The following is a 21668-nucleotide window of genomic DNA, read 5'->3' on the forward strand; positions in this document are numbered from 1 at the left end:
GACGCTCTCGGTCACGAGCTGGTTGAGCGCCTCGACGTCGTTGGTCATCCGGGAGATCACGGTGCCGGCGGGCCGCTGCTCGTAGAACGCGACGGGCTGGGTCTGCAGGTGGCGGAACATCGACAGGCGCAGGTCCTGCAGGGCGCGCTGGCCGACCCAGCCGGTGAGGTACGTCTGCAGGAACGTCGCGCCCCAGACGACGAGGGCGCTGGCGACGAAGACGACCACGACGAGCGTCAGCGTGCCGGTGTCCTTGGCGAGGATCCCGTCGTCGATCGCCTTCTGGGCCAGCGGTGCGGGCGCGAGCGCGGCCGCCGTGCCGAGCAGCAGCGCGACGAACATGCCCGCGAGGCGCAGCCGGTAGGGGCGCAGCAGCACGAGCAGGCCGCGGAGCTTGCGGCCGCGCCCGGATGTGCGGGCGAGCCGGCGGCGCACGTCGTCGCGGCGGGTGGGCGTCGGCGTGCTCACAGCCCGGCGGTCTCCGGCTCGCGCGGCTTGCGGGTGAGGAACACCTGGTCGGGCAGGCCCTTCTCGACGATCTCCCGGTAGAGCGGGCTGCGGTCGAGCAGCTGGTCGTGGTCGCCCTGCGCGACGACCCGGCCCTCCTGCAGCACGACGATCTCGTCGGCGAGCGCGATCGTGGAGAGCCGGTGGGCGATGACGAACGTCGTGCGGCCTGCCATCACCTCGCGCAGCGCGTCCTTGATCGCCTGCTCGGTGGTGGCGTCAACGGCGCTGGTGGCGTCGTCGAGGACGAGGATGCGCGGATCGGCGACGAACGCGCGGGCGATCGCGAGCCGCTGGCGCTGCCCGCCGCTGAGCGACAGGCCGCGCTCGCCGACGCGCGTGTCGTACCCGTCGGGGAGGCGGCTGATGAAGTCGTGGGCCTGCGCGCGCCGGGCGGCCTGCTCGATCTCGGCGTCGGTCGCGTCGGGGCGCCCGTAGGCGATGTTCTCACGCACGCTGGTGGAGAACAGGAACGGGTCGTCGGTGACGAACGCGATCGCGCGCCGCAGCGCCGACGGGTCGACGGTGCGCACGTCGGCCCCGTCGACGAGGACGCGTCCCTCGGTGGGGTCGTAGAGGCGGGAGAGCAGCTGCACGAGCGTCGTCTTGCCCGAGCCGGTCCCTCCGACGACGGCGATCGTGCGGCCGCCCGCGACGTCGAGCGTGACGTCGTCCAGGGCAGGCTCGGTGGCGCCCGTGTAGCGCAGCCCGACCCGCTCGAAGCGCACGTGCCCGGGGCCGTCCGGGAGCGGCACGGGGTGCTCGGGCGGCGTGATCGCCGGGAGCGTGTCGAGGATCTGGAACAGGCGGGCGCCGGCGGCGGTCGCGCGCTGGGCCATCCCGAGCAGCACGCCGAGCATCCGCATCGGGGCGAGCAGCATCAGCAGGTACGTGTAGAAGGCGGTGAACTCGCCGGTCGTGAGGTCGCCGTCGATGACGCGCCGGCCGCCGACGAGCAGGATCGCGGCGAGCCCGAGCTGCGGCAGGAAGCCGATCAGCGGGTTGTAGAACGCCTGCAGGCGCGTGGAGACCATGGACTGGTCGAACACCCGCCCGACGCTGCGCACGAACTGCTCGTACTGGCGCTCCTCGCGCGCGAACGCCTTCACGACGCGGACGCCGCCGACGTTCTCCTGCACGTCGGCGGTGAGCTCGGCGATGCGCTGCTGGACCTCCTGCAGCGCCGGCCGGGCGCGCAGCCCGTAGCGGATGGCGGCCCAGACGACGAACGGGACGGGGGCGAGCGAGACGGCGGCGAGCGTCGGGTCGATGAGCGCCATCGCCCCGGCGGCGAGCAGCAGCGTCAGGCCGGACTGGATGATGAAGACGAGCCCGTAGCCGAGGAAGAAGCGGACGGCCTGCAGGTCGACGGTGGCGCGCGACATCAGCTGCCCGGTCTGCTGGCGGTCGAAGAACGCAAGCTCGAGCGACAGCAGGTGCGTGTAGAGCCGGTCGCGCAGGTCGAGCTCGACGCCCAGCGACACGCGCCCGGCGACGAGCCGCCGGAAGATCATCAGGACGAACCGGGTGAGGCCCGCGACGCCGACGAGCACGCCGAGCAGGACGAGGTCGTCCTGGTCGTCGCGCTGGAGCGCGTCGACCGCCCGACCGGTCAGGTAGGGGATCGCGATCGTCATCACCATGGCGGCGAGCGCGAGCACCCCGGACCAGACGACACCGCGTCGGTAGGGGGCGAGGAACTGCAGGAGGCGACGGAACGTGTGCATGACCCGACCTCCCATCCTGTCAGGCTGCGGGGTGATGCCCGGACCGCCCGCTGGCCTCTGCAACATCTGCGCGTTCCAGCGCGTCGTCGGGAACACCCGCGGATCGGTGTTCTCCATGTGCGAGCGCGCCAAGCTCACGGGGGAGACCGAGTACGCCAAGTATCCGCGGCTGCCGGTCTGGGAGTGTCCGGGCTACGAGCCGGCGGAGGTCACGCCCGAGCGGTGATCGCGGCGGCCCGCCGGGCCTCGAGCTCGTTGGGGTTGTGCGAGTAGCCGCGCAGCACGTAGGAGAGCGGCATCGCGACCGGGTGGTGCTGCATCTGCCAGACGTGGCAGAGCTCGTGGACGACGAGGTCGTCGGAGACCTGCGCCAGCGGCCGCTTCAGCAGGATCAGGTTCCAGGCGGCGTAGCCGTGGAAGCGCCGCATGCCCGGGAGGCGGAACACCCACGGGGTGGTGAGCAGCAGCACGCGCCGCGTGTCCACCGGTCGCGGGTACCAGTCGAGCGTCCGCAGCCGGGCGGCGGCGCGCTCGATCGCGGCGCGCCGCTCCGCGCTCACGGGGTCTTCGCGAGCAGCGGGTCGAGCACGAGGAACGCCCGCTGGTCGGAGTTGCCCTGGGTGAGGCTGAACTTGAACAGCGTCTCGAGCGTCAGGTCCTGCACGAACGGGGCGTCGGTCGACCGGGTCACGGACGCGACCGACGGCGTGCTGGGCGTGAGCGACTCGGCGAGCGGCCGCTTGATCTGCGGCTCGAGGTCGCTGCGCTTGAAGAACAGCGCCTCGTCGGGGTCCTTGCCCTTGGGGGGGCGGCATGAACACGACGACCTGGTCGACGTCGGTGTAGTGGAAGGAGTAGAGCGCGAGCTCGAGCGCCTCACGGCGCAGCAGCAGGTGCCGCTCGCGGGAGGGCTTGCCGGCGGCGATCGCGCAGCGGTCCCCGAGTCCGCAGAGCCGGTAGAGGACGCCCTTGCCCTCCTCGATCTCGACGTCCCCGCCCTGGGCGACGGGCTCGCGCAGCGCCACCGTGAGCGGCAGCCCGGCGACCTCCAGCGGCCCGCCGGTCACGACGACGAGCTGGCTGCCGTCGCTGCCGCGGTACTGGCGACCGACGCGCGTGGCGATCTCCTGGATGCGCTCGCCGGCGTCCCCGTCGGGCATCCAGGCCGACCAGCGCGGCCCGGACGGAGCGTCCTCGCCGCCGGAGACGGTGATCAGGACCGCGGCGGCGAGCGCGGCGACCGCGATCGTGACGAGCGCCCCGAGGACGATCTGCATGCGGGCGCCGGCCGCTCGCGGGGTGCCGGCGGGCGGCGCGGCGTCCTGGATCGCGAGCGGGTCGAGGGCCGGGCGGTCGAGGTGCGGGGCGGCGGACGTCGCCGCGGTCAGGACCGCGCCGTCCGGGCGGTCGTGCGCGGGCGGCGCGTCGGGGGCCGGCGTGTCGTCGGGCCGGGTGGACCACAGCGACTCGCCGCGGGCCTCGGCGTCGGGGTCGATGTCGCGGGCCCGCGGGACGATGTCCTTCGGGTCGTGGCGGGGACGCGTGCCCGCCGGGTCGTACGGGCGCTCGCGGGGGTCGGTGTGCTTCGGCGACTCGCTCATGTCAGTCCTCGGTGCTGCCGCGCTGCAGGCGCGCGCGGATCACGGACGGCGGCTCGTCCTCCACGAGCGCCGCCTTCGGCCAGATCGCGTCGTCGGTCAGGTCGATCTCCGGGGCCTCCAGGCCGACGGAGTCGAGCAGCCGCACGACCTCGTCGCCGTGGATCTCGATGCGGGAGACCATCGCGTCGGCGACCTCGGCGACCGCCTCGCGGTTGTGGGCGATGAGGCAGTACGCGGTGATGTACGCCTGCCCGAGGATCTGGGCGGCCTGCCGGACCTTCGCGGGCGTGCTGAGGGTGTCGCCGACCTCGGCGCTGGAGCGGTTCATGATCTCCCGCCCGACGCGCTCGAAGCGGCGGCCGATCTGCCACTCGAGCTCGGCCCGCTCGGTCGGGTCGGCGGGCCCGTGGCCGTTCAGGTCGACGGGCTCGGCGCCCATGCCCCACTGCCCGACCATCAGCGCGGCCTCGGTGGTCGCGGCGTGGAGGTCGCCGCCGACGCCCTGGGAGTTCTCGCCGTAGAAGACGCGCTCGGCGGCCATCGCCCCGAGCGCCCAGACGATGCGGGCGACCTGCTCGTGGCGGAAGCGGATGAGCCGCTCCTCGGTCTCGATCGCCTGGTGGTGGCCGCCGGACGCGCCGCGGGCCTTCACCGACAGCCGCGTGGAGAGGACGCCGTCCATGTAGACGTGTGAGGCGACCGCGTGCCCGGCCTCGTGGATGGCGACCGCGCGCAGCTCGTCGGGGATGTACTCGAAGCCCGACGCGGTGCCGGCCTCGATCGTCGTCATCGCCTCGATGAGGTCGTCCCAGTGGAACGCGTTGCGCCCGTCGGAGTGCGCGTAGGTCAGCGCCATCGAGCAGACCTGCTCGATCATGGCGGGGGAGTAGCCGCCGGTGATGCGGGCGATCTCGTCCCGGCGCTCGGGCCGGTCGAGGTCCGGGTCGTGCGCGACCTTCCCGAGGTACAGGTCGAAGACGTCCTGGCGGTCGTCCTTGGTCGGGGTGCGGAAGAAGATGTGGCGGCCCATGCGGCCGGGGCGCACGAGCGCCGGGTCCAGGGCGTTCAGCGGCACGTTGGTGGCCCCGATGAAGTAGACCTGCTCGGCACGGGGGCGGGGCGGCTTGCGGCGCAGCGAGCGGCCGAAGATCGAGCCGGGCACGATGTACATCGCGTCCAGGAACGTGTTCCACTTCTTCGTGAAGAACTTCTTCAGCACGGGCGGGTTGTCCATGCCGTCCATCTGCACGAGCAGCTGGTTGAGCGCCATGCCGCCGCCCATGCCCGGGAACATCATCCGCATGATCCGCGGCTGACGCTCGTCGCGCAGGGCCCGCTCGGCCTCGGCGCGCTGGGCGAAGATCCGCTCGCGCCAGGCGGCGGTCTCGAGGCGCAGGTCGCCGGTCGGGGTGATGTCGCCCCAGTCGCCGAAGAAGAGGACGTCCTCGGTGCGGCGGACCCCCGGGGAGGACTCGCCGTAGCCGCCGGCGAGCGCGTTGCGCCGCATGCCGACCGCGTCGATCTCGTCGATGAAGATCATGCAGGTGCCGCCCCACTTGCGCGCGAGGCGGCGGGCGCGCGCGATGAGGATCATCACCATGACGACGTCCAGGCCGATGAACGTCTGCGCGAAGCCGGAGCCCGGCATGGTCATGATCGGCGAGTTGAAGCTCGTCGCGATCGCCTTGGAGAGCATCGTCTTGCCGGTGCCGGGCGCGCCGATCAGCAGCAGGCCGCGCTCCGGCTTGCCGCCGGCCTTCTTGAACTCCTCGCCGGCGGCCCACAGCGTGATCACCCGCTCGACCTCCTGCTTGGAGTCGGCCTGGCCGCGGACGTCCTCGAGCCGCACGCCCCAGTCGGACTCGCCGGGCTCGTAGGCCTTCATCTGCATGACCCCGAACATCAGCAGGGGGCCGAAGAAGATCATGAAGTTGACGAAGAACAGCAGCGGCAGCTGGAAGAAGATGAGGCTGTTCTGGAGCGCCAGCTGGACGCGCTGCTCCTCGGGGAAGACCTCGTTGAAGGCCGACAGCGGCGTGAAGAACGGGGCGCCGGTGCCGAGCAGCAGCCGGACGAACAGCTGCGCCAGCAGCAGGGCGACCAGCGCGATGAACGCGTAGAGCACCAGCCGCCGGAAGCGCGTGCGCCAGTACCAGCGCCGCCGCCGGAAGACGACGTCCTCGGCCTTCGTGCGCTCGGAGGCGTTGTAGAGCGACGGACGCTCGATCAGCCGGTGGCAGATCAGGTCGACGAGGCCGCGGAACGCGGCGATCGCGAACAGCGTCACGAGGACCGCGACCCAGATCGGCCAGTCGTTGACGACGACGAGCGTGAGGAAGAACGCGGGCGAGGTGAGCAGCGCGACCGCGGTGGCGGCGCGGCCCAGCCGCCGCCAGGCGAGGGCGAGGGCGTCGCTGTCGGACCGGCTCGCCGGGCCGACGGAGCTGCTGGACGGGACGCTCATGGCGGGAGCGTACTGCGCCCCGGAGCGGTGTTCGGATCATGGGCGCGACGGGATTGCGCACGCGGTCCGAACCGGTTTCGACGCCCGGTCCAGGTGGCCGACGGGACGGCCGGGTCAGCGTCGTGGGACGCCCAGCACCAGGTGCGGCGCGCCGTCGTGGTCGGCGGTCGCGCGCGCCTGCGGCGCGGGCGCCGACGGCGGCGCGTCGCGGAAGGCGAGCGTGCCGGTGCCGCAGCGCGCGCAGGTGCCGAGCAGCCGCAGGCCGTCGGCCATCGCCGCGCTGTTCCAGGTGAAGCCGCAGTCGAGGCAGGTCACGGCGGGGAGGGATGAAGGCACGACCTGAGGGTCGGCAGGCCGGGTGCCACCCGGGATCGAACAGCCGTCCAGTCGGCGGCTCAGGAGAGCCCGGCGGCCCGCCGGGGGGCCGCCGCCGGTGAGGGCGCATCGCGCAGCGCCCGGGCGAGGTCGCGGTCGGCGGCCTCGTCCGTGCGCCGCGCGGCGTGGAGCAGCGCCCACCCGGTCGCGAGCGCCACGCCGGCCAGGACGAGCCAGGCGACGAGGACGATCGCGAGCACGGACATCAGCCGGCCACCTGGCGGGGGACGAGGCTCAGGTGCGGGCGCGCCACGTCGAGCTCGGCGGCGAGCGTCATCGCGTCCGTGGTCGTCGGGGCGACCGTGAGGCCGAGCGCGGTGAGCTCGCCGCGCAGCTGGGCGTCGGTGACCGCGAGGACGATCTCGCCGTCGTCGGCGTGCGCGGAGGCCACGGCGCGCAGGACGGCGCTCCGGGCCGCCCCGTCGACGGCGCGGCCGCTCGGGAGCTGCAGGACGACGATGCGGCGCGGCTCGCCCGGGCGCCGGACGATCGCCTGCTCGAGCCGCTGCACGCCGCGCGCGTCGAGGACGCCCGCGAGCAGGACGATGCGGGTGGGGGCGTCGGCGGCCGGGACGGGCGCCGCGCTGCGCACCCGGGCCTGGGGCAGCACGAGCGTGCCGCACCCGGCGCAGGTGAGGCCCTGCGCCTGTGGGTCGCCCTCGACGATGCGCAGGCACGTGCCGCAGACGTGCAGGGCGGTCCCGCCCGCCAGCGACACGGGGCGCGGGGCGGGGGCCGCGGTCGTCACGTCGGCGACGGGCGCCGGCGGGGCGGGGGCTGCAGGGGCGGGGCGCAGCGGCGGGTGCGTCTCCCGCGGGGCGATCGCCCCGAGCAGCTCGGGGGTGGCGGTGACGCGGGCGGCGCGGCTGGCGGCCTGCGACCAGGCGAAACCACCCATGACCTTGGTGGCCTCGGTGGCGCTCGCGGCCTGCCCCCAGGAGGCGGCGGCCAGCGCCGGGTCGCTGTGGCCCGCCGTGCCGGTGAGCCGCGGGGCGCGCCGCAGGCGGTCGCCCGCACGCAGGTGGGCGAGCAGCCGCGGGCCGCCGAGGAAGACGATCTGGCCGGCGACGTACAGGCCGAGCCACACGAGGCTGACGGCGGTGACGTAGGGCGCCCAGCCCTTCTGGATCTGGCAGCCGAGCAGGCCCTCGCCGCCAGGCGGGCACGCGTCGGCGGCGAGCGTGCGTCCCGGCACGACCGCGATGGCGATCGCCAGCGGGATCAGCGCCACGAGAAACGGGAGCGCGCGCTGGAACGTCGTCGCTCCGCCCGTCGCCGTCCCGGCGATGCTCCGCGGACGCTCCGCGGATCCCTGGTCCTGCTCCATCGGTGAAACCCCCTGTCTCGCTGTCCCGGTGGGCCCCCACCCACTGGATCGCACGCCTCGTGCGATGACGGCATCGTCCTCGTCGTGCGCTGACCAGCGCGGCGACGACACGGTTTTGTGACGCTTTTGTACCGCGAAACCCGCGAAAGCGGCACGTGGGTGCACACGAAAACCGAGGACTTGGCGCGACGCGCTTCGGCACCGCGACGAATGTCTTCAGTCCGGGCGGACATCCGCCGACAGGAAGAGCATGTCGGCCCGCCGCCTCCCTCCTCGCGCTGTCGCTCGCCACCCCGCTGATGGCGGTCGGGCTCCCCCGCCTCGCCTGCCGCCGCGCAGTCGTGCCTGATCCCGATCCTCTGCCCCAAGCCGCAGCCCACCCCGCAGCCGACCCCCACCCCCGAGCCGACCCCGACGCCGACGCCCGAGCCGACGCCCACGCCGGTCCCCGCGCCGTCGCGCGTGCCGGCGAACGTCGACCCGGCCCACGACCTGTCGAGCCCCACCGCGCCGCAGAGCCCGCTCCCGACGACCGGCCGCGTGCGGGTGCGCGTGGGCGGCCCCGGGGCCGACCGGCTGCGCGGCGGCGGGGTCGACGAGACGCTCTACGGCCGCGGCGGGCACGACCTCGTCTCGGGCCGCGGCGGGGACGACACCCTGTACGGGGAGACCGGGCCGGACCGCGTGCTCGGCGGGCCCGGCACCGACTGGCTGGACGGGGCGGCGGGCGATGACGTGCTGCTCGGCGGCACCGGCCGCGACCTGCTGACCGCCGGCTTCGGCCACGACACGCTCAACGGCGGGTCGGGCGCCGACCTCCTCTACGGCGGTGCCGCCCAGGACCGGGTCGTGGGCGGCAGCGGCGACGACCTGCTGCACGGCGGCACCGGGCACGACGTCGTCCTCGGCGGCACGGGCGCCGACGAGCTGTGGGGCGACAGCGGCCGCGACACGCTCCTGGGCGGCCCGGGGGACGACCTGATCCACGCCAACGACCGCGGCAAGGACGAGCTGATCGACTGCGGCCCGGGGAACGACACGGTCGAGATGGACCGCGTCGACGACCAGGGCGGGATCTCCGACCGGCAGCTGCGCCGCGGCGGCCGGGTGCGCAACTGCGAGCGGATCCTGCTCGTCGCCGCCCCGGCCCGCGACCCGCGCGCGGGCATCACCTGGCTCGCGCCCTACGCTGGGGCGAGCAAGCACGGGACGGCGCGCAACGACACGCTCCTGGGCTCCCACGGCGCCGACCGCATCTACGGGGACGACGGGGACGACATCCTCTGGGCCAACCGGCTGCACGGCGACCGCTCGACCGCCCTGGACCGCGTGTTCGGCGGCAACGGCGCCGACGTCATCTACGGCAGCCCGGGGCGCAACGAGCTCGACGGCGGCCCCGGCGACGACGAGGTCAACGGGGGGCTCGGGGAGCAACACGATCCGCGCCGGGGACGGCGACGACCGCATCCGGGTCCGCGGGGCGGGCCGCAACGTCATCGACGCCGGGCCCGGCAACGACGTGATCCAGGCGTACGCGAGCCGGCCCGCGACGATCACCTGCGGGCCGGGCTTCGACGTGGTCGAGCTCGACAAGCACGACCGCACGTCCGGGGACTGCGAGAAGGTCGTCCGTCACTGAGACGGACGACCCGGCGGATCAGGCCTGGCCGGGCTCCGGCTCGCCGTCCTCGCCGCCGAGCGACTGCAGCAGCATCACCGCGGTGATCTGCGCGGGCGTGCCGCCGACCTCCTCGTTGCCGAGGTCCTCGAGCTCGGGGTGGAAGGTGGCGTGGACGTTGACGTCCTCGCCGCCGGCGTCCTGGAGCACGATGACCGCGCGGCCGGGCAGCTCGCCCTCGACGACGGGCACGTCCGGGTCGCCCTGGAGCGTGGCGCGGGCCGCGGTCAGCACGTCGGTCACGAGCTCGTGCCAGTGCTGGAGCGCGTTCTGCTGCTCCTCCTCGGTCATCCCGTCGAGGTGGTGGCTGTTGCGCGAGGCGAGCGCACCCATGGCGGCGCGGATCGCGGCGTCGGACAGCAGGTCATCCGGATTGATGCTCACGCGGCAAGCCTCGCAGGTCGGGCGACGTGGCGGCGTCAGGCCGCGACGCCACCGGCGGTGATCGCCAGCAGGGCGATGTCGTCGTCCAGGGCGGGCGAGAGCCCGGCGACGAGGTGCTCGCACAGCGGCTCGGCGGCGCGGGCCGGCGACCGGTCGAGCACGTCGCGCAGCCAGCCGAGGCTGTCGGTGATCGAGATGCCGCGCCGCTCGACGAGCCCGTCGGTGTAGAGCAGCAGCGTCTCGCCGGGGGCGAGGTCGGTCTCGTGCTCGTGGCGCGGCGCGCGGATCAGGCCGAGCAGCACGTCGGGGGTGGCCTCGAGCAGGCGCGCGCCGCCGCCCGCGCCGATCAGGACCGGGGGCGGGTGGCCGGCGTTGGACCAGCGCACGGTCCGGTGCCCGTCGGTGGCCGGCGCGGAGATCGTGGTCACGACGAGCGTCGCGACCGTCCCCAGGTCGAGCCCCTGCACGACGGTGTCGAGCTGCTCCAGCGCGGAGGCGGGGGAGGACCCGGCGGTGAGCACGACCCCGCGCAGCAGCGAGCGGACCTGGGCCATCTCGGCGGCGGCGTCTTGGTCGTGCCCGGCGATGTCGCCGATGACCGCGACCGTGGTGCCGTCGGCGAGCACGAAGGCGTCGTACCAGTCGCCCCCGATCTGGGCCTGCTCGGCGGCGGCGAGGTAGCGGGCCGCGATCACCAGGCCGGGGACCTCGGGCGGCTGCGGCAGCAGGCTGCGCTGGAGCGTCTCGCTGATCCGCCGCTCGGCGTCGCTGACCCGCGCGCGCTCGAGCGCCTGCCGGATCGTCGAGCCGAGCAGCCGCAGGAAGCCCAGGTACGGGTCGTCCGGGGCGAGCATGTCGTTGAGGCGGACGACGAGCAGCGGCTGGGCCCCGGCCTCCTCGTCGTAGGGGCCGAGCGGCACCCAGGCGACGCGGCCCGTCGGCGTCTCGGTGAGGAGCAGCTCCCCGGCGGGCAGCTCGTCGAGGGGCGCCTCGGGCAGGACGCCGCCGGAGGTCCGCTGCGAGAGGCCGGGCAGCCAGACCTCGGCGACCGGCATGTCGGCGACGCCCTCGGCGAGCACCTCGGTGGTGACCCCGAGCACCTCGGCCGTGCCCCGGACCCCGGCGAGCCGGTCTCCGAGCAGGCCGAGCAGCTCGAGGCGGCGGCGCGCGAGCACCTGGGTCGTGGTCTCGGAGCTGATGTCGATGACCCCGAGGACGGTGTGGTCGGCGTCGCGCAGGGCCGAGTACGCGAACGTGAAGTACGTCTCCTCGAGGAAGCCGTTGCGGTCCAGCGGGAAGAACTGGTCCTCCAGCAGCCCGGGCGGGTCGTCGTCGAAGACCTGCTGCACGAGCGGCTCGATCGCGTCCCACGCCTCGGGGAAGACGTCCTGCACCCGGCGGCCGAGCGCGGCGGGGTGCTTGTCGATGATCTGCTCGACGTAGCCGGCGTTGTAGACCATCACGCGATCGGGCCCCCACAGCAGCGTGATGGGGAACTCGGAGTCGAGCGCCATCGCGGTGGCGTGCCGCAGCGCGGGATGCCAGTCCGCCATCGGACCGAGCGGGGTGGCGGCCCAGTCGACCGCCTCGTAGGCGGGACGCAGCGGGCCGGCGAGATCGAGGAGCGGATCGGCCTGCACGTGGCACGCACTGTAGTGCCACGGCACCCCCGGCGTCACTCCAGGTCCCGGAGCAGTGCTGCGTCCGGAGTCGTGGAACGGCGGGGTTGGCGCGGCGGCCGCATGTCGCCGCGCGACGACCCCGGTAGCGGCCGGTCCGGACCCGGAACGACGACGGCCCGCCGGGGGGCGGGCCGCACGACCAGTAGCTGGGGGGGGACTCGAACCCCCGACCTCACGATTATGAGTCGTGCGCTCTAACCAGCTGAGCTACCCAGCCACGGGGCGGTGGATTCTACGCGCAACGGCGGCGGCGGGGTCGCGCGGGCGTAGGCTGCGCGCGTGCTCGCCGCCGAACCGCCGCCGCCACCGCCCGAGCCCGGGACGCCGGCGGTCGTGGCCCGGGCGGCGCTGCCCGCGGGGCGCAGCGTGCGCGGCCGGCCGTTGCGGGCGCTCGCGGCCGGCGATCCGGCGGCCGGGCGGGTCGTCCTCGTCGTCGGCCAGGTGCACGGCGACGAGCCCGGCGGCCGGCGGGTCGTGGCGGCGCTGCGCCGCGCGTCCGTCCCGGCCGGGGCGCGCATCGTGACCGTCCTCTCCGCGAACCCCGACGGGGCGGCGGCGCGCACGCGCGTCAACGCGCGGGGGTGGATCTCAACCGCAACTTCCCCGGGGACTGGCGCGCCGGTCCGCGCGGGCGGTACTTCCCCGGGCCGCGCGCCGCGAGCGAGCCGGAGACCCGCTGGGTGCAGCGGCTCGTGCGGGCCGTGCGCCCCGACGTGACCGTGTGGCTGCACCAGCCCTACGGCCTCGTGCACCTGACGCCGGGCGCCGACCGGCGCCTCGTGCGCGCCTACGCGCGGCGGGTGCGGCTGCCCGCCCGCGGCCTGCCGCGCTCCCGCGGGACCGCGACCGGCTGGCAGAACCGACGGGCGCCGGGCACCAGCGCGTTCGTCGTCGAGCTCGGCCCGGCGGCGCCGAGCACCGCGCAGGTGCGCCGCCACGTCGGCGCGCTGCTCGCGATCGCCCGGGGCGACTGACGCCGGAAGGTCCGGGCGGGCCTGCGATCCTGCGCGCGTGACCGCCACCGCCGACGACCTGCTGCTCGCGATCCCGAACGTCTCCGAGGGCGCCGACGAGGCGATCCTCGACGCGATCGGCGCCGCGTTCACCGCCGCCGGCGGGGCGACGCTGCTCGACGTGCACGCCGACGCCGACCACGGCCGCACGGTCTTCACGCTCGCCGGCCGGCCCGGGCAGCTCGCCCCGGCGCTGCGCGACGGCGCCGCCGCCGTGCTCGAGCACGTCGACCTGCGCGATCCCGCCCGGGCGGGCCTGCACCCGCACGTCGGGGCGCTCGACGTGGTGCCGCTCGTGCACCTGGACCCGGCGCGGCGCGGGGCGGCCTGCGCCGAGGCGCTGCACGCCGGCGCGCTGCTGGGGGAGCTCGGGCTGCCGTGCGTCCTCTACGGGCCGCTCGGCGGCGGCCGGACCCGCGCGGACCTGCGGCGCGGCGGCCCGGCGGGCCTCGCCGCGCGCGTGCGCGCCGGCGAGGTCGTCCCCGACTTCGGGCCGCGCGAGGACCTGCACCCGGGCGCCGGGGCGGTGCTGCTCGCCGCCCGGCCACCGCTGGTGGCGTTCAACGTCGAGCTCGCGGCGCCCGCCACGCTCGCCGACGCGCAGGCGATCGCCGCCCGCATCCGCGAGGGCGGTCCCGACGGCCTCCCGGGGCTGCGCGCGATCGGCCTGGAGCTCGCCCACCGCGACGGCGTCGCCCAGGTCTCGATGAACGTCGAGGACCACCTCGCGCTGCCGCTGCGCGACGTCGTCGCCGCGATCGCCGCGCACGCGCCCGTCGCGGCCGCGGAGCTCGTCGGGCTCGCCCCGCAGGCCGCGTTCGCCGACTTCCCGGCCGCCGTGCCGGTGCGCAACCGGCGCACGGTCGAGGACGCGCTCGCGCGCGTATCCTGAGGACACCCATGGCGACGAAGCAGAAGAAGAAGCGGTCGACCAAGCACCGCGGCAACGCGGCCGGCATGGTCGAGTCGCGCGGGCGCACCGGCCGGCCGCTCAGCGAGGCCGAGAAGAAGGCGCAGGCGAAGATGACCGCCTCCGAGCGGCGCCTGCAGCGGCTGGAGACGCCCCCGAACTGGCGCTCGGCCGCCAACCGCGCCGCGATCGCGTCCCTGATCTTCGGCGTGGCGCTGTTCCTGCTGTTCGGGCAGGCGGTCGCGCCGACGATCGCGCTCGCCGCGTTCATGTTCCTCGTCTACATCCCGCTCGGCTACTACACCGACCTCTTCATCTACCGCCGGCGGATGAAGCAGAAGGCCGCGGGGAAGGCCTGACCCGTGGCGCTCGACGTCCGCATGCTCACGGTCGGCCCGGTGCAGGAGAACTGCTTCCTGTTCAAGCGGCCCGACGCCGACACGCTCCTGGTGGTCGACCCCGGCGACGAGCTGCCCCGGATCCTCCAGGCGATCGAGAGCATGGAGGCGACCGTCGAGGCGATCCTGCTCACCCACACGCACTTCGACCACGTCGGGGCGGTCGCGCCGCTGGCCCGCGAGACCGGGGCGCCCGTGTACTGCCCCGAGCTCGAGGTGCAGGTGCTGGCGAACATCAACGACTACATGCGCTTCCCGGGCTTCGGCCCGTTCGAGGACTACGAGGCCGACCACACCGTCGCCGGCGGCGAGACGCTGTCGCTCGCGGGCCTCGACATCGACGTCGTCTTCACGCCCGGCCACAGCCCCGGCCACGTGACGTTCGTCGTCCCGGACGAGCTCGCGATGTTCAGCGGCGACGTGCTCTTCCAGCAGTCCGTCGGGCGCACCGACCTGCCCGGCGGCGACTGGCCGACGCTGCGCGCCTCGATCCAGACGCTCCTGGACACCTACCCGGACGAGACGCGCGTCCATCCGGGCCACATGGGCGTCACCACGCTCGGCGCCGAGCGCGCGACGAACCCCTTCCTCCAAGGCTGAGCCATGCCCGAGAAGCTGCAGTCCCCCAAGGGCACGCACGACGTGCTCCCGGCCGACGCGGCCCCGCGCCTGGCCGTCGAGCGGGTCGCCCGGAAGGTCCTCGAGGGCGCCGGCTACCGGCGCGTCGAGACCCCGACGTTCGAGGCGACCGAGCTGTTCGCGCGCGGTGTCGGCGCGTCCACCGACATCGTCCAGAAGGAGATGTTCACCTTCGAGGACGGTGGCGGGCGGTCGATCACGCTGCGCCCGGAGGGCACCGCCCCGGTCGCCCGCGCCTACCTGCAGCACGGCATGCACAAGCTGCCGCAGCCGGTGAAGCTCTGGTACCTGTCGAGCTTCTTCCGCAACGAGCGCGCGCAGGCGGGCCGCTTCCGGCAGTTCTGGCAGATCGGGGCGGAGGCGATCGGCAGCGCCGAGCCCGTCGTCGACGCCGAGTCGATCGTGCTGCTGCACACGGTGCTGACCGAGCTCGGCGTGCAGGACCTGCACCTGCGGCTCGGGTCGCTCGGCACGCCGCAGACGCGCGCCGACTACCGCGAGAAGCTCGTCGCGCACCTGCGCGCCAACGAGGACCGGCTCTCGGAGGAGGTCCGCGGCCGGATCGACCTCAACCCGCTGCGCGCGTTCGACGCCGACCACCCCGGCACCCGCGAGGTCATGCGGACCGCGCCGCTGCTGATGGACGAGCTGGCCGCCGAGGACGCCGAGCACTTCGCGGAGGTCCGCGCCCACCTCGACGCGGCCGGGGTCCCGTACGACCTCGACCCGACGCTCGTGCGCGGCCTGGACTACTACGCGCGGACCGTCTTCGAGTTCACCAGCGGTGCCCTGGGCGCCCAGTCCGCCGTCGGCGGCGGCGGGCGCTACGACGGGCTGATCGAGCAGCTCGGCGGTCCCGCGACCCCCGGCACCGGCTGGGCGGCGGGGATCGAGCGGATCCTGCTGAGCGCCGGGCACCGGCCCGAGCCCGAGCCGGTCCTCGACCTCTACGTCGCGATCGACGGGGAGCAGCGCGACCTGCGCGTCACCGGCTTCCAGCTCGCCCAGCGGGCGCGCGCGGCGGGCCTCAACGCGCAGCTCGAGCTGGCCGGACGCTCGATGAAGGGGCAGCTCAAGCAGGCCGCCCGCAGCGGCGCGCGATACGTTGCGGTCGTGCGTTCCGAAGAGATCGGCCTGAAGGACATGGAGAGCGGTGAGCAGCACCCGGTGACGGGCGGCGTCGACGCCGTCGTCCACGACGTGCTCCGCGGGGGCACCCTGTGAGCGCCGGGGCGATGACCTCCGCGCCGGCCGCGAACGCCTACCGGGACACCTGGTCGGGCACGCTCACGAAGGCCGACGAGGGCCGCGAGGTCCGCGTCTCGGGCTGGGTGCACTTCCGTCGCGACCACGGCGGCCTGATCTTCATCGACCTGCGGGACCGCTCCGGGCTCGTGCAGCTCGTCTTCCACCCGGACTCCTCGGGGGCCGCGTTCGCCGCGGCGGAGGACCTGCGCTCCGAGCACGTCGTCAGCGTCGCCGGTCGCGTGCTGGCGCGCGAGGAGGTCAACGTCAACCCGAACATGGCGACCGGCGAGATCGAGATCGCCGTCGCGTCGATGGACGTCCTCGCGGGCGCCCAGACGCCGCCGTTCCCGGTGAACGAGTCGACCCAGGTCGACGAGAACACGCGGCTGACGCACCGCATGGTCGACCTGCGCCGCGAGCACATGCGCGACGCGATGGTCCTGCGCCACGAGATCGTCCGCACGATGCGCGACACGCTCTACGGGGAGGACTTCCTCGAGATCGAGACGCCCGTGCTGACCCGCTCCACGCCCGAGGGCGCCCGCGACTTCCTCGTGCCGTCGCGGCTGCAGCCGGGCTCCTGGTACGCGCTGCCGCAGTCCCCGCAGCTGTTCAAGCAGCTGCTGATGATGAGCGGCTACGAGCGCTACTTCCAGGTCGCGCGGTGCTTCCGCGACGAGGACCTGCGCGCCGACCGCCAGCCGGAGTTCACGCAGCTGGATCTCGAGATGGGCTTCGTGACCGAGGACGAGGTCATCGGCGTGATGGAGCGCGTGATGACCCGCGTGTTCGAGGTCGCCGACATGGCGGTCCCGCCCGCGCCGTGGCGGCGCATGGGCTACGACGAGGCGGTCCTGAAGTACGGGATCGACCGGCCGGACACCCGCTTCGGGATGGAGATCCACGACGTCGGCGCGCTCGTGGCCGGCTCGTCGTTCAAGGTCTTCCAGGGTCAGATCGACGGCGGTGGCGTCGTGCGCGCCTTCAACGCCGGCAGGCGCGAGATGTCCCGCTCGGAGCTCGACGGACTCAACGAGGTCGTCAAGCGTCACGGCGCGTTCGCGACCGCGCCGATCTACGTCGGCGGGGAGGCCGGCTGGGTCGGCAACCTGGCGAAGTTCTTCAGCCGCGAGCAGATCGACGCGGTCAACGCCGAGCTCGAGGCGACCGAGGGCGACCTGCTGCTGTTCGTCGCCGACAGCGAGAAGGTCGCGGCGGCCGCGCTCGGCGCGCTGCGCCTGGAGCTCGCCGAGCGGTTCGGTCTCGTCGAGCCCGGGACCCACGACGTGCTCTGGGTCGTGGACTTCCCGATGTTCGAGCACGATCCCGAGCACGACCGCTACGACGCGCTGCACCACCCGTTCACCGCGCCGTCCGGGGACCTCGACGATCCCGCGTCGCTGCGCTCGCGCGCCTACGACCTCGTGCTCGACGGCACCGAGATCGGCGGCGGCTCGATCCGCATCCACACCCCCGAGGTGCAGGCGAAGGTGTTCGAGCACCTCGGTCTGGACGCCCAGGAGGCGCAGGCGCGGTTCGGGTTCCTGCTCGACGCGCTGAAGTACGGGGCGCCGCCGCACGGGGGCATCGCGATGGGCATCGACCGCATCGTCGCGCTGTGCGCCGGGCGCGAGTCGATCCGTGACGTGATCGCGTTCCCGAAGACCGCCAGCGGGGGTGACCCGCTGACGGGGGCGCCCGCGCCCGTCGACGCGCCGCAGCTGCGCGAGCTCGGCGTGAAGTCGCTGATCGAGGCGGCGCCGCCCGCGTAGGCGGGCGGACGCCCGGATCGAGCCCGGGGTGCCGACGCACCCCGGGGCACCGTCGCTCAGCGGCGGACCGTGAAGCGCCGCTTCGTGGGCGCCGACCGGTTGCCGGCCGCGTCGACGGCGACCACCGTCGCGACGTACCGACCGGTCGGTAGCCCGCGCCCGCGGACCCGGCCGCCGAACCGGATCGAGCGGCTGCCGGCGGTCAGCGCCCTGGTCGTCGCGTAGCGCCGCGTCAGCCGCTCGCACGCCTTGCGGCGCCGGTTCCGGGACGTCTGCCTGCGGCAGGTCGTGCCGACCCGGCGGCCGGTGGACACGGAGGAGAGCGTGAGCGTCACGCGCGCCGCCTCGTCGAGCCGCAGCCGCACGTCGAGCGGCCGGCCGCGGCGCGGGCGGGTCGGCGTGACGGTGACGCCCGTGACGCGCGGCGCGCGACGGTCCGTCGCCCCCGGCGCCCCACCGCTCCCGGGCGCGCCACCGGTGGTGCCGCCACCGGTCGGAGCGCCGGGCTCGCTCGGCGTCGGGTCGGCCGGGGCGCAGGTGGCGCCCGCGGCGCGCAGCGCGACCTGCAGGCTGGCGGCGGGCGCGACGCCGAAGGTCACGCAGCGGCCGTCGGGGGACAGCGCGGCCCGCTGGCCGGTGACCGCGGTGCCGTCGGCGAGCCGCGAGACGTGCCGGGAGGTGCCCGCGTCGAGGTCGCGGAGCACGAGGTTCGTGAGCGCGCTCGGCGCGCCCGGCTCGAGCACCGCGGAGGTCGTCAGCAGCACGCGCCGACCGTCGGCCGAGAGCCCGACGAGGCCGACCGCGACCGCGGGGCTCGCGCCGGCGGGCCCGTCGGCCCGGCTGGCGAGCGTGATCGCGCCGCTGGTCAGGTCGCGGACCAGCACGTCGGGGGCGGCGTCGGTGTCCTGCGGGGTCAGGTCGGTCGCCTGGCTCACGACGGCGACCGTGGACCCGTCGGCGCTGAGGATGCCCGGGCCGCTGCTGCCGTTGCCGGGGCCTCCACCGGGCTTCTCGACGGCGAGGCGGTTGACCCCCGTGTCGAGGTCGCGGATGTGGGCCTGGACGAGCGGGCCGCTGCCGCCGTCGCCGAAGTCCGCGCCGGCCCCGGTGAAGGCGACCCGCCGTCCGGTGCCGTCGAGCTGCGGGGACGACACGAAGAGCGTGTTCGGCGCGCCCGTCGGACCCTGCCCGCGAGAGGCCAGCAGCGTGCGTCCGGCGGCGACGTCCCGCACGTGCACGCTGGGGACGGGGGAGGTGTCGCCGTCGCCGAGGTTCGTCGCCGCCGTGACCCAGGCGACCCGGCGGCCGTCCGCGCTGAGGACCGCGCCGGGGACGTTCGCGATCGCGTTCGGGGCCGCGCCGGCGGCGCCGTCGGCCCGGCTCACCCAGGTCGTGGTGCCCGCGGCGACGTCGCGCAGGTAGAGGTCGGTGATCCCGTTGAGGTCCGCCGGGTCCAGGCCCACCGCGGTGCTGAAGAGGAGCTTCGTGCCGTCGGCGCTGAGCGCCTGGGCCTCCGTCCTCGCGGGCGGGATCGTGCCGTCGGGCCCGCGGCCGGCGACGACGACGGTGCCGGTGCGCAGGTCGCGCCGGACCGCGGCGGGGACGCCGGGCGCCAGGCCACGGGCGGGCTGGTCGGCGGTGAAGGCGACGAACCGCCCGTCCCGGGAGACCGTGCCCGCGGTGCTCGTCGCGGCCCCGCCGGGGTTCACGATCGCCGCCGTGCCCGCCGGGCGGGACACCGTGCGGGTGACGCGCGGGACGACGGTCAGGTCGCGCTGCACCGTGTGCTGGAACCGCGGGTCGAGGTCGTCCGCGAACGCGTCGACGGAGAACGCGGCGTGCAGGCCGTCGCCGGAGAGGTCGACGTCGACGGTCACCCCGGAGGCCTGGGCGTCCGACGGTCCGGTGCGGGTGACGAGCTCGGTCTGGTCGCCGACGACGCGCCGCACGAACGCGTCGGTCAGGCCGTTGGCGTCGGGGTAGCCGGCGTCGAGGTTCGTCGCGCGGGACAGGAACCCGACCGTCCGGCCGTCGTCGCTGAGCGCGGGGTCGGAGGACTCGTCGTCCCCGGGCGTGCCGCCCGCCCGACGGGAGACCAGCGACGTGGTGCCCGACCCGATGACGCTGCGGTGCACGTCCGGGAACGGGGTGACGTCGCCGTCCCCGATCGTCGTCGACGAGCTCACCCACGCGACGGTCGACCCGTCGCCGGAGAGGACGCCCTGGTACGAGGAGCCGGTCGAGGGCGCGCCGCCACCGCCGTCGACGCGCGACACGAGCTGGGTGGACGCCGGGAGCGCGAGCACGCGCAGGTACACGTCGGTCTGCCCGTTGGTGTCCAGGGCCCCGGCGATCGGCGCGTCGGTGACGAAGGTCGCGCTGCTGGCGTCGTCCTCCAGCGACGGGTCGTAGCCGGTGACCGCGGTCGCCGCCGCGCCGCGGGAGACGAGCTGCGTGGCGCCGGTGGCGACCGTGGTGGCGTAGACGTCGAAGGTCGCGTTGGTGTCGGTCACCGACGGGTCCAGGCTGGTCGAGTCGGTGGTGAAGGCGACGGTGGTGCCGTCGCCGGAGAGGTCGCCGTCCTGGATGTCGCCGATCGCGCCGCCGCCGCTGACCCGGGAGGCGAGGGTCGTCGTGCCCGCGAGGAGGTCGCGGACGTAGATGTCCGGGCCGGTGTTCGCGTCCAGCGGGCTCGCCGACGCGGAGGTGAGGAACGCGGCGTGACGGCCGTCGTCGCTCAGCCCGACGGGCTCGGCGCGCAGCGTGCCCGCCGCCACGCCGCCGGGCACGCTCACCCGCACGACCGCGCCCGTCTGGAGGTCCTTGCGGAAGACGTCCTGGCCGCCGGGGACCGCGCCGGGGAGGCCCTCGCCGCTGGAGGAGAACAGCACGTAGCGCCCGTCGTCGGACTGCACCCGACGCGAGATCGTGGCCGCGTCCCCGTCGGGCTCGGGCAGCGGGGTGGCGAGGTCGTCCTGGCCGGAGACGAGCACCGTCGTGTCCGGGGCGACCGGGCCGGCAGCGGGCGCGGCGGCGGCCGGGACGACGGTGATCGCGGCGGCGAGCAGCACGGCGCACGGCAGGGAGCGGGGGAGCATGGGCGAGAGGCTCGCGGCCCGGCGCGCGGGCGGCCACGACCCTGGGGATGAGGTCTGCCGACCCCCGCGGCCGTCCGCCCGGGGAGGGCGGGCCTCAAGTCCTGCGGGGGCGTGCCGATGCTCCCCAGGTGAGCCAGGTCTCCCGCCCCTACCAGTTCGCGCTCGGCGCGGTCCTGATCTTCGGCGTGCTGTGGCTGCTCGTGCTGCGGCCGTCGGACTCCGTGTCCGCCGAGCCGCCGCTCCCCGGGGCACCGGGCGCCGCGCAGACCGCCCCCGCGGCCGGGGCCGCCCCGGGCGTCGCCGGCCTCGGCAACGCGGTGGAGCGCGCCCAGGACGCCGTCACCACCAGCGGGACCGCGGCTGCGGCGACGCAGCAGGCCGCCGCGCAGGCCTCCGGCGAGGCGACCCCGGCGCCCGCGAGCCCGGTGAGCGCCCCGGCGACGGACGCCCCGACGTCGACCGCGGCCCCCGCCGCGGACGCGCCCGCGCCCGCCGGCCAGGCCACCCCGCAGGACCCGTCCCGCCCGATCCTCGACGCGGTCGCCCGCGGTGCGGTCGCCGTCGTCCTCTTCTCCGAGCGCAACGCCGCCGACGACCGCGAGGTCCGTCGCGCCGTGCGCGCCGTCTCCCGTCGCGACGGCCGCGTGCGCGTCGTCTCCGCCCCGATCGCCGACGTCGGCCGCTACGAGGCGATCACGCGCGGCGTGCAGGTGCTCGCCGCCCCGACCGTCCTGGTCATCGGTCGCGACCGGGCCGCGCGCACGATCGTCGGGTTCACCGGCACCGCGGAGATCGAGCAGCTCGTCGACGACACGCTGCGCCGCACGCGCGGCCGCTGAGCGCGC

At 75.1% G+C, this 21668-nt stretch carries 18 protein-coding genes, 1 tRNA gene and 2 pseudogenes; 10 read left to right on the top strand and 11 right to left on the bottom strand.

Annotation, left to right across the window (positions count from 1 at the left end; translation table 11 throughout):
- Window positions 1-45 precede the first annotated feature (45 nt).
- Together GKE82_RS29655 and GKE82_RS00970 are read right to left on the bottom strand one after the other, a co-directional pair.
- Window positions 46-342, bottom strand: a pseudogene (locus tag GKE82_RS29655) (ABC transporter transmembrane domain-containing protein); the annotation flags it as partial.
- A gap of 122 nt (window positions 343-464) precedes the next feature.
- Window positions 465-2234, bottom strand: a complete 1770-nt coding sequence (locus GKE82_RS00970; protein WP_154732048.1) for an ABC transporter ATP-binding protein — start codon at window positions 2232-2234, stop codon at window positions 465-467.
- Window positions 2235-2268: 34 nt separating this feature from the next.
- Between GKE82_RS00970 and GKE82_RS00975 the strand changes: the two genes are divergently transcribed.
- The gene (locus tag GKE82_RS00975; RefSeq protein ID WP_107569894.1) at window positions 2269-2460 is read left to right on the top strand and encodes a hypothetical protein; all 192 of its coding nucleotides are present in this window, start codon (window positions 2269-2271) and stop codon (window positions 2458-2460) included.
- Here the strand turns inward: GKE82_RS00975 and GKE82_RS00980 are convergent.
- The 5 genes from GKE82_RS00980 to GKE82_RS01000 all read right to left on the bottom strand — a co-directional run bounded on the left by GKE82_RS00980 (window position 2444) and on the right by GKE82_RS01000 (window position 8001).
- Window positions 2444-3835, bottom strand: a complete 1392-nt coding sequence (locus GKE82_RS00980; protein ID WP_154732049.1) for a hypothetical protein — start codon at window positions 3833-3835, stop codon at window positions 2444-2446. The genes GKE82_RS00975 and GKE82_RS00980 overlap by 17 nt on opposite strands.
- A gap of 1 nt (window position 3836) precedes the next feature.
- A complete protein-coding gene (locus GKE82_RS00985) occupies window positions 3837-6299 on the bottom strand; it encodes an AAA family ATPase (RefSeq protein ID WP_154732050.1) in 2463 nt (820 codons plus the stop codon).
- Window positions 6300-6413: 114 nt separating this feature from the next.
- A complete protein-coding gene (locus GKE82_RS00990) occupies window positions 6414-6635 on the bottom strand; it encodes a hypothetical protein (RefSeq protein WP_154732051.1) in 222 nt (73 codons plus the stop codon).
- Between the two features lie 59 nt (window positions 6636-6694).
- Window positions 6695-6880 (bottom strand): hypothetical protein, encoded by a 186-nt coding sequence (locus GKE82_RS00995; protein ID WP_107569889.1) that lies wholly within the window; start codon window positions 6878-6880, stop codon window positions 6695-6697.
- Window positions 6880-8001: a hypothetical protein gene (locus GKE82_RS01000; protein ID WP_154732052.1), complete on the bottom strand. Its 1122-nt coding sequence runs from the start codon at window positions 7999-8001 to the stop codon at window positions 6880-6882. The genes GKE82_RS00995 and GKE82_RS01000 overlap by 1 nt, the downstream gene beginning before the upstream one ends.
- Before the next feature lie 552 nt (window positions 8002-8553).
- Here GKE82_RS01000 and GKE82_RS31135 point away from each other — a divergent pair.
- Window positions 8554-9363: pseudogene (locus GKE82_RS31135) on the top strand (calcium-binding protein); the annotation flags it as partial.
- 76 nt (window positions 9364-9439) lie between these two features.
- Entirely contained in the window at window positions 9440-9640 is a 201-nt protein-coding gene (locus tag GKE82_RS31140; RefSeq protein WP_375337030.1) for a hypothetical protein, read from the top strand.
- 18 nt (window positions 9641-9658) lie between these two features.
- Here the strand turns inward: GKE82_RS31140 and GKE82_RS01010 are convergent, their stop codons facing one another.
- The 3 genes from GKE82_RS01010 to GKE82_RS01020 all read right to left on the bottom strand — a co-directional run bounded on the left by GKE82_RS01010 (window position 9659) and on the right by GKE82_RS01020 (window position 11962).
- Window positions 9659-10063 (bottom strand): hypothetical protein, encoded by a 405-nt coding sequence (locus GKE82_RS01010; RefSeq protein WP_107569885.1) that lies wholly within the window; start codon window positions 10061-10063, stop codon window positions 9659-9661.
- 35 nt (window positions 10064-10098) lie between these two features.
- A complete protein-coding gene (locus GKE82_RS30490) occupies window positions 10099-11703 on the bottom strand; it encodes a SpoIIE family protein phosphatase (protein WP_154732054.1) in 1605 nt (534 codons plus the stop codon).
- Between the two features lie 185 nt (window positions 11704-11888).
- Window positions 11889-11962 (bottom strand) — tRNA-Met (locus GKE82_RS01020).
- A gap of 364 nt (window positions 11963-12326) precedes the next feature.
- On the opposite strand from GKE82_RS01020, the gene GKE82_RS01030 reads away from it, so the two are divergent.
- The 6 genes from GKE82_RS01030 to aspS are packed head-to-tail and all read left to right on the top strand — an operon-like array spanning window position 12327 to window position 17725.
- Window positions 12327-12719, top strand: coding sequence for a hypothetical protein (locus GKE82_RS01030; protein WP_309233314.1), 393 nt, complete (start codon window positions 12327-12329; stop codon window positions 12717-12719).
- 37 nt (window positions 12720-12756) lie between these two features.
- Window positions 12757-13650, top strand: coding sequence for a hypothetical protein (locus GKE82_RS01035; RefSeq protein ID WP_154732056.1), 894 nt, complete (start codon window positions 12757-12759; stop codon window positions 13648-13650).
- Between the two features lie 8 nt (window positions 13651-13658).
- Complete coding sequence (locus GKE82_RS01040) at window positions 13659-14027, top strand: hypothetical protein (protein WP_154732057.1); 369 nt, start codon at window positions 13659-13661, stop codon at window positions 14025-14027.
- 3 nt (window positions 14028-14030) lie between these two features.
- Complete coding sequence (locus GKE82_RS01045) at window positions 14031-14666, top strand: MBL fold metallo-hydrolase (protein ID WP_309233315.1); 636 nt, start codon at window positions 14031-14033, stop codon at window positions 14664-14666.
- Window positions 14667-14669: 3 nt separating this feature from the next.
- On the top strand, window positions 14670-15929 hold the full coding sequence (hisS, locus tag GKE82_RS01050; RefSeq protein ID WP_154732058.1) for a histidine--tRNA ligase: 1260 nt from the start codon (window positions 14670-14672) through the stop codon (window positions 15927-15929).
- An 11-nt stretch (window positions 15930-15940) separates the two neighbouring features.
- Window positions 15941-17725, top strand: coding sequence for an aspartate--tRNA ligase (gene aspS / locus GKE82_RS01055; protein ID WP_107569878.1), 1785 nt, complete (start codon window positions 15941-15943; stop codon window positions 17723-17725).
- Window positions 17726-17781: 56 nt separating this feature from the next.
- Here aspS and GKE82_RS01060 read toward each other — a convergent pair whose 3' ends face one another.
- Window positions 17782-20823, bottom strand: a complete 3042-nt coding sequence (locus GKE82_RS01060; protein ID WP_154732059.1) for a hypothetical protein — start codon at window positions 20821-20823, stop codon at window positions 17782-17784.
- Between the two features lie 128 nt (window positions 20824-20951).
- Between GKE82_RS01060 and GKE82_RS01065 the strand changes: the two genes are divergently transcribed.
- Window positions 20952-21662 carry a hypothetical protein gene (locus GKE82_RS01065; protein WP_107569877.1) on the top strand — a complete coding sequence of 237 codons (711 nt, stop codon included), beginning with the start codon at window positions 20952-20954 and terminating at the stop codon, window positions 21660-21662.
- Window positions 21663-21668: the final 6 nt, after the last annotated feature.

It is taken from the genome of Conexibacter sp. W3-3-2, from assembly GCF_009707605.1.
GTDB lineage: Bacteria > Actinomycetota > Thermoleophilia > Solirubrobacterales > Solirubrobacteraceae > Paraconexibacter > Paraconexibacter algicola.

Bases quoted from the DNA above. Each gene is read 5' to 3' on its own strand.
- GKE82_RS00970 (WP_154732048.1), bottom strand. From the start codon at position 2,234: ATGCACACGTTCCGTCGCCTCCTGCAGTTCCTCGCCCCCTACCGACGC.
- GKE82_RS00975 (WP_107569894.1), top strand. From the start codon at position 2,269: ATGCCCGGACCGCCCGCTGGCCTCTGCAACATCTGCGCGTTCCAGCGC.
- GKE82_RS00980 (WP_154732049.1), bottom strand. From the start codon at position 3,835: ATGAGCGAGTCGCCGAAGCACACCGACCCCCGCGAGCGCCCGTACGAC.
- GKE82_RS00985 (WP_154732050.1), bottom strand. From the start codon at position 6,299: ATGAGCGTCCCGTCCAGCAGCTCCGTCGGCCCGGCGAGCCGGTCCGAC.
- GKE82_RS00995 (WP_107569889.1), bottom strand. From the start codon at position 6,880: ATGTCCGTGCTCGCGATCGTCCTCGTCGCCTGGCTCGTCCTGGCCGGC.
- GKE82_RS01000 (WP_154732052.1), bottom strand. From the start codon at position 8,001: ATGGAGCAGGACCAGGGATCCGCGGAGCGTCCGCGGAGCATCGCCGGG.
- GKE82_RS01040 (WP_154732057.1), top strand. From the start codon at position 13,659: ATGGCGACGAAGCAGAAGAAGAAGCGGTCGACCAAGCACCGCGGCAAC.
- hisS (WP_154732058.1), top strand. From the start codon at position 14,670: ATGCCCGAGAAGCTGCAGTCCCCCAAGGGCACGCACGACGTGCTCCCG.
- aspS (WP_107569878.1), top strand. From the start codon at position 15,941: ATGACCTCCGCGCCGGCCGCGAACGCCTACCGGGACACCTGGTCGGGC.
- GKE82_RS01060 (WP_154732059.1), bottom strand. From the start codon at position 20,823: ATGCTCCCCCGCTCCCTGCCGTGCGCCGTGCTGCTCGCCGCCGCGATC.